Source organism: Sphingomonas yantingensis, assembly GCF_014199325.1.
In the GTDB taxonomy this organism is placed as follows: domain Bacteria; phylum Pseudomonadota; class Alphaproteobacteria; order Sphingomonadales; family Sphingomonadaceae; genus Sphingomonas; species Sphingomonas yantingensis.
In genome coordinates, this window is the sequence record NZ_JACIJJ010000002.1 from 110,810 (window position 1) to 125,956 (window position 15,147).

Annotated in this window: 20 protein-coding genes; 8 read left to right on the forward strand and 12 right to left on the reverse strand. The window is 68.7% G+C overall.

Annotated elements, in window-relative coordinates; genetic code table 11:
- Positions 1 to 86 precede the first annotated feature (86 nt).
- Both FHR19_RS06735 and desA read left to right on the forward strand, forming a co-directional pair.
- Positions 87 to 806, forward strand: coding sequence for an alpha/beta fold hydrolase (locus tag FHR19_RS06735; protein ID WP_343053195.1), 720 nt, complete (start codon positions 87 to 89; stop codon positions 804 to 806).
- Positions 803 to 2,200, forward strand: coding sequence for a syringate O-demethylase (desA, locus tag FHR19_RS06740; RefSeq protein ID WP_184026205.1), 1,398 nt, complete (start codon positions 803 to 805; stop codon positions 2,198 to 2,200). The genes FHR19_RS06735 and desA overlap by 4 nt, the downstream gene beginning before the upstream one ends.
- Positions 2,201 to 2,236: 36 nt before the next feature.
- On the opposite strand, the gene FHR19_RS06745 is transcribed toward desA, so the two are convergent.
- The 4 genes from FHR19_RS06745 to glyA are packed head-to-tail and all read right to left on the reverse strand — an operon-like array spanning position 2,237 to position 4,960.
- Positions 2,237 to 2,965 carry an RNA methyltransferase gene (locus tag FHR19_RS06745; RefSeq protein ID WP_184026208.1) on the reverse strand — a complete coding sequence of 243 codons (729 nt, stop codon included), beginning with the start codon at positions 2,963 to 2,965 and terminating at the stop codon, positions 2,237 to 2,239.
- Between the two features lie 22 nt (positions 2,966 to 2,987).
- Entirely contained in the window at positions 2,988 to 3,458 is a 471-nt protein-coding gene (gene nrdR, locus FHR19_RS06750) for a transcriptional regulator NrdR (protein ID WP_184026211.1), read from the reverse strand.
- A complete protein-coding gene (locus FHR19_RS06755) occupies positions 3,459 to 3,644 on the reverse strand; it encodes a hypothetical protein (RefSeq protein WP_184026215.1) in 186 nt (61 codons plus the stop codon).
- Positions 3,645 to 3,655: 11 nt separating this feature from the next.
- A complete protein-coding gene (gene glyA / locus FHR19_RS06760; protein ID WP_184026218.1) occupies positions 3,656 to 4,960 on the reverse strand; it encodes a serine hydroxymethyltransferase in 1,305 nt (434 codons plus the stop codon).
- A gap of 103 nt (positions 4,961 to 5,063) precedes the next feature.
- Between glyA and FHR19_RS06765 the strand changes: the two genes are divergently transcribed.
- Positions 5,064 to 5,546, forward strand: a complete 483-nt coding sequence (locus tag FHR19_RS06765) for a DUF3429 domain-containing protein (protein WP_184026220.1) — start codon at positions 5,064 to 5,066, stop codon at positions 5,544 to 5,546.
- Here FHR19_RS06765 and rpiB read toward each other — a convergent pair.
- On the reverse strand, positions 5,543 to 5,986 hold the full coding sequence (rpiB, locus tag FHR19_RS06770) for a ribose 5-phosphate isomerase B (protein ID WP_184027577.1): 444 nt from the start codon (positions 5,984 to 5,986) through the stop codon (positions 5,543 to 5,545). The two genes, FHR19_RS06765 and rpiB, sit on opposite strands and share 4 nt — an antisense overlap.
- Positions 5,987 to 6,078: 92 nt before the next feature.
- On the opposite strand from rpiB, the gene FHR19_RS06775 reads away from it, so the two are divergent.
- The 3 genes from FHR19_RS06775 (at position 6,079) to FHR19_RS06785 (ending at position 8,554) form a co-directional block, all read left to right on the forward strand.
- The gene (locus FHR19_RS06775; RefSeq protein WP_184026223.1) at positions 6,079 to 6,588 is read left to right on the forward strand and encodes a hypothetical protein; all 510 of its coding nucleotides are present in this window, start codon (positions 6,079 to 6,081) and stop codon (positions 6,586 to 6,588) included.
- Between the two features lie 80 nt (positions 6,589 to 6,668).
- Positions 6,669 to 7,904 (forward strand): BtaA family protein, encoded by a 1,236-nt coding sequence (locus FHR19_RS06780; protein WP_184026225.1) that lies wholly within the window; start codon positions 6,669 to 6,671, stop codon positions 7,902 to 7,904.
- Positions 7,901 to 8,554, forward strand: a complete 654-nt coding sequence (locus FHR19_RS06785; protein WP_184026228.1) for a class I SAM-dependent methyltransferase — start codon at positions 7,901 to 7,903, stop codon at positions 8,552 to 8,554. Before FHR19_RS06780 ends, FHR19_RS06785 begins: the two co-directional genes overlap by 4 nt.
- 4 nt (positions 8,555 to 8,558) lie before the next feature.
- Here the strand turns inward: FHR19_RS06785 and FHR19_RS06790 are convergent, their stop codons facing one another.
- From FHR19_RS06790 to lipB, 3 genes are all read right to left on the reverse strand, one after another.
- Entirely contained in the window at positions 8,559 to 9,296 is a 738-nt protein-coding gene (locus tag FHR19_RS06790; protein ID WP_184026231.1) for a hypothetical protein, read from the reverse strand.
- A 218-nt stretch (positions 9,297 to 9,514) separates the two neighbouring features.
- Positions 9,515 to 9,796 carry a hypothetical protein gene (locus tag FHR19_RS06795; RefSeq protein WP_184026234.1) on the reverse strand — a complete coding sequence of 94 codons (282 nt, stop codon included), beginning with the start codon at positions 9,794 to 9,796 and terminating at the stop codon, positions 9,515 to 9,517.
- 67 nt (positions 9,797 to 9,863) lie between these two features.
- Positions 9,864 to 10,580, reverse strand: coding sequence for a lipoyl(octanoyl) transferase LipB (lipB, locus tag FHR19_RS06800; protein ID WP_184026237.1), 717 nt, complete (start codon positions 10,578 to 10,580; stop codon positions 9,864 to 9,866).
- Positions 10,581 to 10,643: 63 nt separating this feature from the next.
- Between lipB and FHR19_RS17955 the strand changes: the two genes are divergently transcribed.
- Positions 10,644 to 11,474: a glycerophosphoryl diester phosphodiesterase membrane domain-containing protein gene (locus tag FHR19_RS17955; protein WP_184026240.1), complete on the forward strand. Its 831-nt coding sequence runs from the start codon at positions 10,644 to 10,646 to the stop codon at positions 11,472 to 11,474.
- On the forward strand, positions 11,471 to 12,184 hold the full coding sequence (locus tag FHR19_RS06810) for a hypothetical protein (protein WP_184026241.1): 714 nt from the start codon (positions 11,471 to 11,473) through the stop codon (positions 12,182 to 12,184). Before FHR19_RS17955 ends, FHR19_RS06810 begins: the two co-directional genes overlap by 4 nt.
- Here the strand turns inward: FHR19_RS06810 and FHR19_RS06815 are convergent.
- The 4 genes from FHR19_RS06815 to FHR19_RS06830 form a co-directional block, all read right to left on the reverse strand.
- Positions 12,157 to 12,747: a GNAT family N-acetyltransferase gene (locus tag FHR19_RS06815; RefSeq protein WP_184026243.1), complete on the reverse strand. Its 591-nt coding sequence runs from the start codon at positions 12,745 to 12,747 to the stop codon at positions 12,157 to 12,159. The two genes, FHR19_RS06810 and FHR19_RS06815, sit on opposite strands and share 28 nt — an antisense overlap.
- Before the next feature lies 1 nt (position 12,748).
- On the reverse strand, positions 12,749 to 13,594 hold the full coding sequence (gene hemF / locus FHR19_RS06820; RefSeq protein ID WP_184026245.1) for an oxygen-dependent coproporphyrinogen oxidase: 846 nt from the start codon (positions 13,592 to 13,594) through the stop codon (positions 12,749 to 12,751).
- Between the two features lie 102 nt (positions 13,595 to 13,696).
- A complete protein-coding gene (locus FHR19_RS06825) occupies positions 13,697 to 14,464 on the reverse strand; it encodes a hypothetical protein (RefSeq protein ID WP_184026247.1) in 768 nt (255 codons plus the stop codon).
- A 43-nt stretch (positions 14,465 to 14,507) separates the two neighbouring features.
- Positions 14,508 to 14,960 carry a tRNA (cytidine(34)-2'-O)-methyltransferase gene (locus tag FHR19_RS06830; RefSeq protein ID WP_184026249.1) on the reverse strand — a complete coding sequence of 151 codons (453 nt, stop codon included), beginning with the start codon at positions 14,958 to 14,960 and terminating at the stop codon, positions 14,508 to 14,510.
- Positions 14,961 to 15,147 lie beyond the last annotated feature (187 nt).

The following is a 15,147-nucleotide window of genomic DNA, read 5'->3' on the forward strand; positions in this document are numbered from 1 at the left end:
GACCGCGTCGCCACAAATCCTCTATCCGAGGCCGAGTAATTCGTATAGGCGAAAACTTCGGGAGAGTGAATGGAGGCCCAATCAGCGTGTCGACGTCCTTGCCCCTGCTGATGGTGCCGGGTCTGATCTGCGACGCGCGGGTGTTCGCGGCGCAGATGGTCGCGTTCGACGGTGCGATCGCCGCCGGCGGCCACGGCGCGCAGCGCAGCCTGGGCGCGATGGCGGAGACGATCCTTGCTGCCGCGCCGCCGCGTTTCGCGCTTTTCGGCCATTCGATGGGCGCGCGGGTCGCGATCGAGATGTGGCGGCGCGCGCCGGCGCGGATCGATCGCCTCGCGCTCGTCAACACCGGCACGCATTCGCCCCGGCCGGGCGAGGCGGAGAAACGGCACGCGTTGCTCGATCTCGGCCGCGCGAACGGCATGGCCGCGCTCGTCGACGCGTGGATGCCGCCGATGTTCGCCCCGGAGCACCGCGACGATCCCGCCATCACCGCGCCGCTGCGGACGATGTGCATCGATCAGGGGGTGGACGCCTATGCTGCGCAGATCGCGGCGCTCCTGGACCGTCCCGAGATCGACAGCCTGCTGCCCGGCATCGACGTGCCGACGCTCGTCGCCACGGGCGAGCATGACGGCTGGGCACCGCCCGACCAGCATGCGGCCATCGCCGCGCGCATTCCGGGCGCGCGCCTCCGCATCCTTCCCGGCGCCGGCCACATGCTGCCCGCCGAAACGCCCGATGCCTTCAACCAGGCGATCCGCGACTGGCTCGCCGCCCCGCATTCCGATGGAGAGACACGATGACCGACCAGAGCCTGCAAGCCATTCTCGACGCCAGCGGCGACATCGTCGACCTGCTACGCAATCAGCAGGTCGGCCCCAATGTCTATCCGGGCGTTCCCGCCGAATATTCGAACTGGCGCAGCGAACAGATCGCCTGGGCCAAGACCGCGGTGCTGTTCAACCAGTCGTTCCACATGGTCGATCTAGAGGTGCGCGGCGCCGACGCGTTCGCGATGCTCAACCACCTCGGCATCAACAGCTTCAAGGGCTTCGTGCCCGACCGCGCCAAGCAGTTCGTGCCGGTGACGCCCGACGGCTATGTCATCGGCGACGTGATCCTCTTCTATCTCGAGGAGAACCGCTTCAACCTCGTCGGGCGCGCACCGACGATCGAGTGGGTGGAATATCACGCCGCGACCGGCGACTGGGACGTGACGGTCGAACGTGACGAGCGCACCGCCGTCCGCCCTGACCCCGAAAACCGCAAGAACTATCGCTTCCAGCTTCAGGGGCCGAACGCGATGGCGGTGCTGCAAGTGGCGATGGGCCAGACGCCGCCCGACCTCAAATTCTTCCACATGGCGCGCATCAACATCGCCGGGGTCGAGGTTCGCGCGCTTCGCCACGGCATGGCTGGCCAGCCGGGCTACGAGCTGTTCGGCCCGTGGAAGGACTACGACACCGTCCGCAATGCGCTGATCGAGGCGGGCAAGGACCACGGGCTAACGCTGGTCGGCGGTCGCACCTATTCGTCGAACACGCTGGAAAGCGGCTGGATCCCCTCGCCGCTGCCCGCCATCTACACCGGCGAGGCGCTCAAGCCCTATCGCGAGTGGCTCAAGGCCAACAGCTACGAGGCGAAGGCGTCGATCGGCGGCAGCTTCGTCCCCGACAGCGTCGAGGGCTATTACCTGACGCCGTGGGACCTGGGCTACGGCCCGTTCGTCAAGTTCGACCATGACTTCATCGGCCGCGAGGCGCTGGAGCGGATGGCGGGCGTGCCGCAGCGCAAGAAGGTGACGCTCGCGCTCGACAATGCCGACGTGATGCGGGTGATGAGCTCGGCGCTGCAAAAGGGCGAACGCGCCAAGTATATGGAGTTTCCGAGCGCGGTCTACTCGATGCACCCCTATGACGCGGTGCTGAAGGACGGGCGGACGATCGGCGTGTCGACCTGGATCGGCTATTCGGCGAACGAAGGTACGATGCTGACGCTCGCGATGGTCGAGGCCGACTTCGCCGAGCCGGGCACCGAAGTGACGCTGCTGTGGGGCGAGCCTGACGGCGGAACGCGCAAGCCCACCGTCGAACGCCACGTCCAGACCGAGATCAAGGCGATCGTGAGCTCGGTGCCCTATTCGGAAGTGGCGCGGGATAGCTACGCCGAGGGCTGGCGGACCAAGCAGACGGCGTAATCCGGGCGGGGGAGGGCGGTGCGGAGCGCGCCGCCCTTACCGCTTCTGCGGCCGCGCCAGTGCCGACAGCATCCCGCGCACCGTCCGCACCTCACCCGCGGTCCAGGCGGGCTTGGTCAGCAGCGTGCGGATCATCCGCTTGGTCGTCGGCACCTTGTCCGGCGGGAAGAAATAGCCCGCGCCCTCCAGCATCGCGTCGAACTGCTCGATCATCCCGTCGAGGTCGCCCTGCGGCGCGGGCGGGTCGAGTTCGGTGTCGGTCGGCTGGACCAGCGCGACATGCTTGGACCATTCATAGGCGACGAGGATCACCGCCTGTGCGAGATTGAGCGAGCCGAACTCGGGATTGATCGGCACGGTCAGGATCTCGCGCGCGATCGCCACGTCGTCGGTTTCGAGGCCCGACCGCTCCGGCCCGAACAGGATCGCCGAGCGGCCGGCGCGGCCATGGATGCCGCGCGCGGCTTCCTCGGGCGTGACGACGGGCTTGGTCACGCCGCGCTTGCGCACCGTCGTCGCATAGATATGCGCGCAATCGGCAACGGCATCGTGGACGCTCTCGAACACCTCGGCCTTCGCCAGCACCACGTCGGCGCCGCTCGCCGCCGGCCCCGCGGCGGGGTTCGGCCAGCCGTCGCGCGGGGCGACGAGGCGCATCTCTGTCAGCCCGAAATTCAGCATCGCCCGCGCCGCCTTGCCGATATTCTCGCCCAGTTGCGGGCGGACGAGGACGATGACGGGGGGCGGGGCAGCGGGTTCGGTCATGCCGGGCCGACTAGCGCGCGTTTCACCCGCGCGCCACCTCGCTCACGCTCCCGGCGAACTCCTCGAAATCGCGGGCCTCGCGGAAATCCTTATAGACGCTGGCGAAGCGGATATAAGCGACCGAATCGAGGCCCTTGAGCCCGTCCATCACCATCTCGCCGATCCGGGTCGAGGCGACTTCGCCTTCGCCCGCGGTTTCCAGCTGGCGCTGGATGCCGGAGACGAGCTGCTCGATCCGCACCTGATCGATCGGCCGCTTGCGGCAGGCGATCGAGACCGAGCGGAGCAGCTTCTCGCGGTCGAACGGCTCGCGCCGCGCGCCCTCGGTGCCCGACTTCACGACAACGAGATCGCGAAGCTGAATACGCTCGAACGTCGTGAAGCGCGCGGCACAGGCCGAGCATTGCCGCCGTCGCCGGATCGCCGACCCGTCCTCGGACGGGCGGCTATCCTTCACCTGGCTGTCGTCATGGCCGCAGAAAGGGCAGCGCATTCAGCCCCGCTTGTTCCGCTTCCAATAGGCATAGGTCGCGCCCACCACCGCGCCGAGCGGCATGGTGAAGGGGAGCGGGATGGCGACGACGGCGCCCAGCGCCGCCCACTTCGCCATCGACTTGCCCAGGCCCGGGGTGTTCTTGACCGTCTCGGGGACAGCGTTGATCTTGTCTTCGAGGCTCATGTCCGGTTCCTTCAATAGATCGGGAAGCGCTCGCACAGGGCGCGCACGCGGCCACGAACGTCCGCCTCGACCGAAGGGTCCCCATGCTCGCCCTTGGCCTTGAGACCATCAAGCACGTCGGCGATCATGTTGCCGATCTCGCGGAACTCGCCGGTGCCGAAGCCGCGGGTGGTGCCGGCCGGGCTGCCGACGCGGATGCCGCTGGTCTTGACCGGGGGCAGCGGATCGAAGGGGATGCCGTTCTTGTTGCAGGTGATGGCCGCGCGCTCCAGCGCCTCGTCCGCATCTCGGCCGGTGACGCCCAATGGGGTCAGATCGACCAGCGCCAGATGCGTGTCGGTGCCCCCGGCGACGAGGTTCGCACCCCGCTCCGCCAGCGTCGCCGCCAGCACCTTGGCATTCTCGACGACGGCCGAGATATAGCTCTTGTAGTCGGGACGCAGCGCCTCGCCGAACGCCACTGCCTTCGCCGCGATGACGTGCATGAGCGGGCCGCCTTGGAGCCCCGGGAACACCGCCGAATTGATCTTCTTGGCGATATCCTCGTGGTTGGTCATCACCATGCCGCCGCGCGGGCCGCGCAGCGTCTTGTGCGTCGTCGTCGTCACCACATGCGCATGCTCGAACGGCGAGGGGTGGAGGCCGCCCGCGACGATGCCTGCGAAATGCGCCATGTCGACCATGAACTTCGCGCCCACCTCATCCGCGATCGCGCGGAAGCGGGCGAAGTCGATCTGGCGCGGATAGGCCGAACCGCCCGCGATGATGAGCGTCGGCTTATGCTCCTTCGCCAGCTTTTCGACCTGGTCGAAGTCGATCAGGTGATCCTCGCGCCGCACGCCGTACTGGATCGCGTTGAACCACTTGCCCGACATCGCCGCCTTGGCGCCGTGGGTCAGGTGGCCGCCGGCATCGAGGCTCATGCCGAGGATCGTGTCGCCCGGCTTGGTCAGCGCCAGCATCACCGCGCCGTTCGCCTGCGCGCCCGAATGCGGCTGGACGTTGGCGAAGCCGCAGCCGAACAGCGCCTTGGCCCGCTCGATCGCCAGCGTCTCGACCTGATCGGACGGCGCGCAACCCTGATAATAACGCTTGCCGGGATAGCCCTCGGCATATTTGTTCGTGAACACCGAGCCCTGTGCCTCGAGCACTGCCTTCGACACGATGTTCTCGCTGGCGATCAGCTCGATCTGGTGCCGCTCGCGCTCCATTTCGCTTTCGACGCCGGCGAACACTTCGGCGTCGGCCTCGGCCAGGGTGCGGGTGAAGAAGCCGTCGGGCTGGACATCCGCCAGCGTGCGGGGGTTGGTGCTCATCGCCAAGGGGCCTTTCCGAGTCGGTGGGGCGGGGCGGCGTCCCGCCCGTTCGGCGCCCACTTAAAGACTGGCGAACGCGAATGCCACCTCCCATGATGGCGGTATGGACCAGAACGCCCGCCCGACATTTCGCGACCGCTGGAACGAGGTGCCGGCACCCGCAAAGCTGTTGGGGCTGGCGGGGTTGCTGCCGCAAGCGGCCGCGGCGCTGCTGGTGGTCGGCGGGCCGCTCGAATGGCGGTTCACCGCGCTGGCGCTTGCCTTTGCTTATGCGGCGCTGATCCTGAGCTTCCTCGGCGGGCTGTGGTGGGGGCTGGCTGCGGCGGCGCGGCGAGTGCCCGACTGGCTCTACTGGGTGGCGGTGGTGCCGAGCCTGTTCGCGCTGGCGACCTGCATTCCCTGGTCGATCGGCACCGACTGGCCGGGGCCGTCGCTGGTCGCGCTGGGGCTTGCGATCCTCGCGAGCCTGCTGGTGGATTTGCGGCTCGACCGGATGGGGATCGCACCGCGATGGTGGCTGGGGCTTCGCCTGCCGCTGTCGATCGGGCTGGGCGCGCTGTCGTTGGTCGCGGGGATCGCGGCCTAGGCCGGCGGGTTCGACAGCTTCTCGACACGCGGGCCATGCCGGCCGCCGCCGAACGGCGTGGCGAGGAACGCCGACACGCACGCCTTCGCCATGTCGATCCCCGTCAGCCGCGCACCCATCGCGATGACGTTGGCGTCGTTGTGCTCGCGCGCAAGCGCCGCCGACAGCGGTTCGTTTACCAGCGCACAGCGGCACCCCGCGACGCGGTTCACTGCGATCGAGATGCCGATCCCCGATCCGCAAAGCGCGATCCCCACCGCCGTGTCGTCCGCCGCGACTGCCGTCGCGAGCTTGTAGCCATAATCGGGATAGTCCACCCGGTCCGCCGTTTCCGGCCCCAGATCGCGAACCTCATGCCCCTCGGCGCGCAGCCAGTCGGCGAGCGCCGCCTTCAACTCGATCGCGGCATGGTCGGAGGCGAGCAGGATCGTCTGTGGCATCGGTGCGTCCGTCAGCGGCATGGGTACAAGGACGCCCTAGCGCCCGCCGCCCCGACTGCCTAGCTTGCCTGTTGATCGAAGGAGTGACGAAGATGAAACGCATCGCCCTGATCCCGGCTCTCGCCCTGTCGCTCGCCGCGTGCAGCGGCGCGAGCGAGGCGCCGAACGCGACCGACAACGAGGCGGCGGCGGCGGAGAACAAGGCGGGCCTCGACGGCGACGTTGTCGAACTGCCGGCCGGGGAAGGCGAGGGCGAGGACGCCGTCGTCAACGAAGCGGTCAAGCCCGGCGCCGGCGAGCCCGATGCCGCCGCGACTGCGCGCGCCGACAAGTGGGTCGGTCGCTGGCGCGGGGTCGAGGGGCTGAACCTCGTCATCGCGAAGGACTCGGCACCCGGCCACTACACGCTCGACATGCAATATTCGCTCGACGACAAGGGTAAGTTCACCGGCGTCGCGACGGCGGAGGGCATCGCCTTCACCCGGCCGGACGGCGAGAAGGTGCTGCGGCCGACCGACGGCGATGCCACGGGCCTCAAATATCTCGCCGGCAAGAAGGACTGCCTGACCGTCGCTTCGGGCGAGGGATATTGCCGCGACTGACTTGAAGCTGTCGCCGCGATGACATGACCCTGTCACCGCCGCGGCATCGGCCGGTCACAGTGCGGGCCTAGGGCGCGGCCATGCTGCGACCCGCCAAAGCCCCCGCCAATCGTGCCGTGCGCGGCGCGGTCCATCGCCACGACCATTGGAGCAAGCACGGCCTGCTCGAGCGTGCCTTCACCTTCGCGTTCCGCGGCCTCGTCTACGCGCAGATCTGGGAGGATCCCGAGGTCGATCTGGAGGCGCTGGCACTGACGCCGGACTGCCACCTTGTCACGATCGCGAGCGGCGGGTGCAATGTCCTGTCCTACCTCACCGCCGACCCCGCGCGGATCACCGCGGTCGACCTCAACACCGCGCACATCGCCCTCAACAAGCTCAAGCTCGCCGCCGCGCGCCACTTGCCCGACCATGCCGCCTTCCACCGCTTCTTCGGTCAGGCGAACCGGCCGGAAAATGTCGAGGCGTACGAACATCACGTCCGCCCGCACCTTGACGAGCCGACGCGGCGATACTGGGAGGGGCGCGACCTGATCGGACGCCGCCGTATCGCCGGCTTCCGCCACGGCTTCTATCGCAAGGGCCTGCTCGGCGGTTTTATCGGCGCGGCGCACCTCGTCGCGAAGCTGCACGGCGTCGACCCGCGCGAGATGCTGGCGGCGCGCTCGATCGAGGAGCAGCGCGCGATCTTCGATACGCGGCTCGCGCCGGTTTTCGACCGCAGGTTCGTCCGCTGGCTGACGCATCAGCCCGCCTCGCTCTTCGGCCTCGGCATCCCGCCCGCGCAGTACGAGGCGCTGGCGAGCGACGACCCGCAGGGGATCGGCGCGGTGCTGCGCCACCGCCTCGAAAAGCTGGCCTGCAACTTCTCGCTTCAGGACAATTACTTCGCGTGGCAGGCGTTCGGGCGCGGCTATGGCGAGGGGCCGGCGGCACCGCTGCCGCCCTATCTGCGGCCCGAAAACCATGCCGCCGTCCGCGAGCGCGTCGATCGAGTCGAGGTTCGGCACGCCAATATGTGCGACTATCTCGACGCGATGCCCGATGCCTCGCTCGACCGCTACGTCCTCCTCGACGCACAGGACTGGATGACCGATGCGCTGCTGACCCGGCTGTGGACCGCGATCACGCGGACCGCGAAGCCGGGCGCGCGCGTCCTGTTCCGTACCGCCGCCGCGCCGACGCTGCTGCCCGGGCGGGTGCCGGATGCCATCCTTGACCGCTGGTATTATCGCGAGGCGGAGTCGCTCGATTTCACCCGCCGCGACCGTTCGGCCATCTATGGCGGCGTTCACCTCTACGTGCTGCGGGGATGAGCGCCGCTGCCCATGCCGCGCGGATGGACGCGATCTATGCCGGCCAGCGTCATATCTACGACGTGACGCGCAAATATTACCTGCTCGGCCGCGACCGCTTGATCGACGATCTCGCGCCGCCGCCTGGCGGGGGGGTGGTCGAGGTGGGATGCGGGACGGGTCGCAACCTGATCCTGGCGGCGCAGCGCTGGCCGCAGGCGCGGTGCCTCGGTTTCGACATTTCGAGCGCGATGCTGGCTACCGCCCGTGCGAAGGTGGCGCGCGCAGGTCTCGACGCACGGATCGCGCTCTCGCGCGGCGACGCGACCGATTGGTCGCCGCGGGCGCTGTTCGGGATCGAGGCGGCCGACGCGATCTTCATGAGCTACACGCTGTCGATGATCCCCGACTGGCGGGGCGCGATCGAGGCGGCGTGCGATGGGCTGGCGCCGGGCGGCGCGCTCCACATCGTCGATTTCGGTCAGCAGGAGCGGCTGCCCCCCGGTTTCCGCCACGCGCTGTTCGCGTGGCTCGCCCGCTTCGAGGTGGAACCGCGCGCCGATCTGCCGCGAATGCTCGAGGAGGCGGCGGCGGCGCGGGGGCTGTCGCTTGCCTTCACGTCGCTCTATCGCGGCTATGCCTGGCGGGCCGTGCTGCGACGGCCCGCCTGACGCGTCAGTTCTGCGCGCTTGCCATCGGATCGGGGCGCGCGGCGGTGCGGACCAGGCCCTCGGCCGGCATGCCGCACTTCTTCACCTGCCACTCGTCCTTGCGCCAGCACTGGGCGTTGGCGAAGTCGGGCAGGCGCGGCTGGAAGTTCGACAGCGTGTAGCTGTACCCGCCATAGGCGAACTGCTGCTCGCCCCACGACATCAGCGCGCCGCGCATCTCGCGGATACGCTCGGCGGCGAGATCGGCGAGCTTGCCGCGCGGGGTGTGCACCACGTCCTCGCCGATATTGCCCGCGGTCTGGCAGAAGATGCGCTGCGCAGAAACGGTCGAATAGCCCGAATAAACCTTGGTCCCGTACTGGTCGAACGCGGTCTGGCCTTCTTTCGGCGTCTTGTTGATGCGGCGGAAATACTTGCCGAGCGTCGCGAAGCTGGCGGCGAGCTCGCCCTCGTGATCCTTGAGCATCGCATTGTAGTTGCGCAGCGTCAGCAGGGTCGGCTCGAACTGGCACTGGAGCGCGGCGACGTTGAGCGCGGCGCGCATGTTCCAGACCATCGCCGCGTCGAGCTCCTCGCGCGTGGCGCCGGGCAGCGGTGCGCCCAGCATGCCGGGCTCCTCGCCGGTGATGCGCCCGGTCGGCAGGACCTTCGGCTTGAAATAGAATTGTGCGCTGGCCGGCGTCGCCGCCGTGCCCAACACCGCCGCCGCCACGGCGCCCCCGATAACCGCGAACCGCTTCATTTCATCCCCTCGGCACTGAACAGGCCCATGACAGGCGAGCCAAATCGTTAAGGCTTTTTTCCGCGCGGCAGAAGGGTTTTTTAGGCACGCCGGCGCAACGATTGCTGCGCAAAATTCAGCGCGGGCGGTGGGGGCCACGAAAAAGGGGCCGCCACACCGATGGTGCCGCGGCCCCCTTCCGAACTCGCCAGCCGCGCGAAATGCGCGGCCGAACGCGATTACATCGCGTTCGTGGTCGCCATCGTGTCGTTCGACATCATCATGTCGTTCGACATCATGGTGTCGTTCATCATCATCGCGTCGTTGCCCATCGTCGCGCCGCCGTCGACCGCGGTCATGTTGTCGGTCATCGTGCCGTCCATCATGGGGTCGGTGGTGTTCAGGTCGGTGACGACGGTGTTGTCGGTGGTGTTCTCGGTGTTGCCGCCGCAGGCCGACACGAGAAGCGCCGCGCTGGCGATCATCGAACCGGTAACGACCTTGGAGATGAGTGCACGCATTTAGAGCTCCCTAGAAAAAGGATTTGGCTGGCCTTTTCAGCCGTTAATACCCAAACCGAGATAGACATTAATCGCTATGCGAGCGCCCCTCAAGCCTACAAATCGGGGCGGCGCCGTCGAGCGCTCGCAGGAACGCCGGCAACGATAACGCCAGTGCCTCGTCAAAGGTTGCAGGATTAACGTTCTTTCCAAGCGACTTGGCACTGGTGACCGGAAATTCGGGCAGTCCGCAGGGAACGATTCCCCCGAAATGGGCAAGGTCGGGGGTAAGGTTCACCGAAAGGCCGTGCAGCGTCACCCACTGCTTCACGCGCACGCCGATCGCGCCGATCTTCGCCTCCGGCCCGCCGTCGCGCGTCCAGATGCCGACGCGCCCGTCGACCGCGAACCCCGTGATGCCGACATGGCCGAGTGCGGCGATCACCCATTGCTCCAGCGCGTGGACATAGCAGCGCACGTCGCGTCCGCGCTTCGTCAGGTCGAGCAGGACATAGCCGATCCGCTGTCCGGGCCCATGATAGGTATAGCGCCCGCCGCGCCCGCTTTTGAACACGGGAAAACGCGGGTCGATCAACTCGGCCGGATCGGCGCTGGTCCCGGCGGTGTAGAGCGGCGGATGCTCGAGCAGCCAGATCAGTTCCTGCGCGGTGCCGGCACGGATCGCGGCGGCGCGCGCGGTCATCGTCTCGACGGCGGCGTCATAGTCGACGAGGCCGGGCTCGACGCGCCATTCGATCTCGTCGGGAATGCCCGCGAGCAGGGGTTTGGGCGGTAGTATCGACATGCGGCTTGGGCTAGGGCTCGGCAAACGGGACAGGGGTGCCTGGTTCAAGTGAGGGGGCGTGGCGTGACGGTCAAGATGACGCGCGTGTGGGACGCGACGACCGAGTTTCTGAACGAGCGGGCGAGCGCCGTGTTCGCGGTCGCCGCTGGCATGATCTTCCTGCCCGGACTGGTGTCGGGGGTGCTCGAGCGATCGGTGGCGCCGAATTCGCCGGGCATGGTCGCGGTGCAGTTCATCGGCATCGCCCTTTCGCTGGTGAGCGCGGCGGGCGCGCTGGCGATCACTGCGCTGGCGATCCGGCCGATGCGGCCGGGCGAGGCGGCGGGCATCGGCGCGCGGCGGTTGCTTCCGTTCATCGGCATTTCGATCGCGGTGCTGGCGGTCGTGTTCGTCGCGGTGATCCCGATCGTCGCGATTCTGGTGGCATCGGGTGTCGATCTGGAGGCGCTGTCGGGGGCTGCGATCACGGCGCCGGAGATGGGCACCGGCACCGCGGTCGCGCTAGTCGGCTATATGCTCGTCCTGTTCGTGCTGGCGATCTGGGCATCGGCCCGGCTGATCGTGCTGCTGCCGGTGGTCGTGGCGGAGCGGCACGGTTTCGGCGCGATCGGCCGTGCCTGGGGCCTGACGCGCGGCCATGCGCTCAGGATAGTCGGCGTTCTCCTTCTCTACGGGATCGTGGTCGCGGTGCTGACCGGCGGGATCGGCGCGGCGATCGGCGCAATCGGGGCGCTGCTCGGGGCGGGCCAGCCGGGCCTCTCCGTCGGCGCGGTGCTCGTCGCGGTGGTGATGGCGGTCATCTCCGCGGTCCTCAGCGTCGTTCAGAGCGCCTTCACCGGCAAGCTCTACACCGCGCTCGCGCCCGCCACCGATCTCGAGGACATCTTCGCTTGAAACTCAATCTCGGCCGGGTCTTCGCCGCGGCAGGCATGCTGTGGCGGGCCGAGCGCGCGCTGATCCTGCCGCTTGCCGGCCTGTTCTATTTCGTGCCGACGCTCGCGCTCCTGTTCCTGCTGCCAGAGGCGCAGCCGGTGCAGGGCGGGAACGACGAGGCGGCGGTCCAGGCGCTGCTCGCCTATGCCCGCGCCAATGCCGGCCCGATCCTGACGGTCAACCTGATCCAGCTGGCGGCCAGCGCGATCCTGTTGTCGCTGTTCCTCGCGCCCGAGCGTCCGTCGCTGGCACAGGCGCTGCGGCTGGCGGCGGGGCGAATGATCGCGTTCGTCGCGGCGGGGTTGCTGATGTGGGGAGCGCTGATGATCGGCGCGCTGCTGATCCTGCCCGCGCTCTATCTGATCGGGCGGTTCTTCCTCGTCACCTCGGTCCTCGCGGCCGAGCCGCGGACGGGGCCGGTGGAGGCGATCGCCCGGTCCTTCGCGCTGACCGCGGGACGCGGCTGGTGGTGCTTCGTCGCGACCGCGATCCCGTTCTTCGCCGGTCAGGCAGCGACGTCGATCGCGGCGGGGATCGGCCACGCCTCGGGCGACAATGCGGTGCTTGGTGTCGTCTTCGACGGGGCGGCGGCGGCGGCGACAACGGCGACCTGGGTGCTGCTGATGCTGGTCAAGATCGCCGTCTATCGCGCACTCACCAGGGGGACGTGAGGGGCGGCGTCGGCGGGTAGTACGCCGATCAGCCGCGGGTCGGGAAACGTCTCGACCGACCGCGACACCGCCTCGAACCCCTGCGCACGGTAGAAGCCGAGCGCGCGCGGATGGTCGAGCGAGCAGGTGTTGACCCGCACCAGTCGTGTTTCCGGCTTCCACGCGAGCGCCATCGCCATCGCCATCAGCCAGCGTCCGTGCCCCGCGCCGGTCAGCGCCGGGACCAGCCCGAAATAGTCGATCGAGCACCAGTCGGGCTCGGGATGCGTCAGCTCCAGCATTCCGACTTCCAGCCCCTGTCGGTCCTCGACGACGTGCAGCTGCGTTTCCGCCCGGTGCGTGGCGGCGATCAGCCGCGCGTCATCCATGACGAGGCGCGAGTACCAGAGCCACGGGCCGCCCACCCGCTCGAACAGCGCGCGGTACTTGGCCGGGTCGGGTGCCGGCCAGCGGACGAGGCGCAGCGGCGAGGGCGGCATCGGCCGCGCCCGCGGACGCTCGTGCATTTCCAGCGTCGTCACCACCGCCGCGACATGCCCCGGCGGCACCGGGATCAGCCCCATGTTACGACCAGGTGGCGAGCGGCGGCAGGCTCATCAGGATCGCGTCGATATTGCCCCCGGTCTTCAGCCCGAACAGCGTGCCGCGATCATAGACGAGGTTGAACTCGGCATAGCGCCCCCGCCATTCCAGCTGGCGCGCGCGATCCGCCTCGTCGAAGGGCATGTCCATCCGCCGGCGGACGAGCGCCGGATAGATGTCGAGGAACGCCTCGCCCACGTCGCGGGTCAGCGCGAAGGCGGGTTCGAACTCGCCCTCCAGATGATCGTAGAAGATGCCGCCGACGCCGCGATGCACCTTTCGGTGCGGCAGCCAGAAATAATCGTCGGCCCATTTCCTGAAGCGCGGATAGTCGCCGACGCCCGGATGCGCGTCGCACGCCGCCTTCATCGCGGCATGGAAGTCGGCGGTATCCTCGTCATAGGGGATCGGCGGGTTGAGGTCGGCGCCGCCGCCGAACCAGCGCTTCGTCGTGACGAGGAAGCGTGTGTTCATGTGCACGGCGGGCACGTGCGGATTGGCCATGTGCGCGACCAGGCTGATGCCGGTGGCGAAGAAGCGCGGATCCTCGCTCGCGCCGTTGATCGACTTGGCGAACTCGCCCTCGAACGTGCCGCCGACGGTCGAGACGTTGACGCCGACCTTTTCGAACACGCGACCCTTCATGACGCCGCGCACCCCGCCGCCGCCCGGTTCGCCCGAGGGATCGATGCGGTCCCAGGGCGTGTATTCGAACGCGGCGTCCGACCCCGCCTCCCGCTCGATTGCCTCGAACGCGGCGCAGATGCGGTCGCGCAGGCTTTCGAACCAGTGGCGGGCGGCGGTTTGCTGTTCGTCGAGCGGTTGCATGGGCGCCGGTGTGGAGCATGGCGGCGCGGCAACGCAAGTGGGCGTTTTGTCCGACGTCGTTACGCCCGCTGCCAGCCCCACGTCTGGCTCAAGCCGCTCGCGCTAGCGCATCGAACGGATTTCGGCGCCGTTGGTGATCCAGATCCTGTCCTTGCCCGTCACCACCGCGACCGGCATCCGGGCGGAAAGGCTGGCGAAGACGTGGATTTCGGTCGGTGTCGGGTCGAGTACGTGCGTCACGACCAGCATGGCCGCCTTGGCCTGCTTCGGCGGCGATCCGATCTCGAGGCAGGTGTTGGCGAAGCGGCGGCTGGACGCGACCCGTCCCGCCGTGTCGACATCGACCCGGAAATGCCCGCCCATCGGCCACGCATCCGTCCGCGTCTGCGGTGTGGTCAGATAGACGCTCGTACCCGTCGGCGTCGGGATCGCCGCGACGTTGAACGGTGCCTTGCCGCAGGGGCGCCAGCCCTGGCGCACTGCTTCGGCGGTTGCGGCATCGATGGCGGTCGCGATGGCGCGTTGCGGTGCCGTGAGCGCGGCCGGCGCCGCGAGCGGCGCATGCTGGCCGAGTGCGCCCTTCGCTACCTCCGCCGTGTAGATCACCCGGCGATCGTCGCCGGTGCTCGACAGGAAGCTGACGCGCAGGCGATCCTCGCCCGCCGGTTCGACGATCCAGCCGCGCACCGTCGCCGCCTGCGCTTTGGGCAGATCGTCCGTCAGTGCATCCGTCGCGACCCAGGCGGCGCGATCATGGGCGAACAGCGCGCGGCCGCGCGCGGTGATCGCATCGGTGGACGTGTCCTGTGCCCGTGCGCCGGCGGCGAGGGCGACGGTCAGGGTCAACGCGAACAGGGCCGATCGGCGCATGGGGGCTTCCTTCCGTTGGCGGTCGCCCCTTGCTAGCCGGGCGTCAGGGGGCGGGCCAGCCCCGCGTCTGGCGCAGCGCCTCAGCCGCGACAATGCCCGCGCTCACCGCGACGTTGAGCGACCGCATGCCCGGCACCATCGGAATCAGCACGCGTGCGTCGGCGCGGGCGTGGACATGGGGCGGCACGCCCGCGCCTTCGCTGCCGAACAGGAGCGTGTCGCCTGCCTCGAACAACGCCTCGTCCAGCCGTACCGCGCCTTTCGTCGTCGCGAGCACGATCCGGCCGGTCACGCCCGCGACGAACGCGTCCCAGTCGGCATGGCGCCGCACGTCGACCGCCGCGGCATAGTCCATGCCCGACCGCGCCAGCGCCCGCGCGCCGAAGGGAAAGCCCATCGGCTCGATCAGGTCGACGCCGAGGCCCATGCACGCGGCGGTGCGCAGGATGGTGCCGACATTGCCCGCGATGTCGGGCTCGTAAAGGGCGATGCGCAAGCGGGCGGGGCCTTGAGGTAAGTGACCGGGACGAAAAGGGGTGTTGGCAAACCGCACCGCCCGTGTCTATCAGGCCATGGCGCCCGGTTTCGGAGCCGAACCGAGCGTGCGTCCTTTTGCCGCCGGGCCTTTGGGAGCCCCGGACACCGCGGCAGATGGGACGCGATAACAGACGATTTCAAGGGCT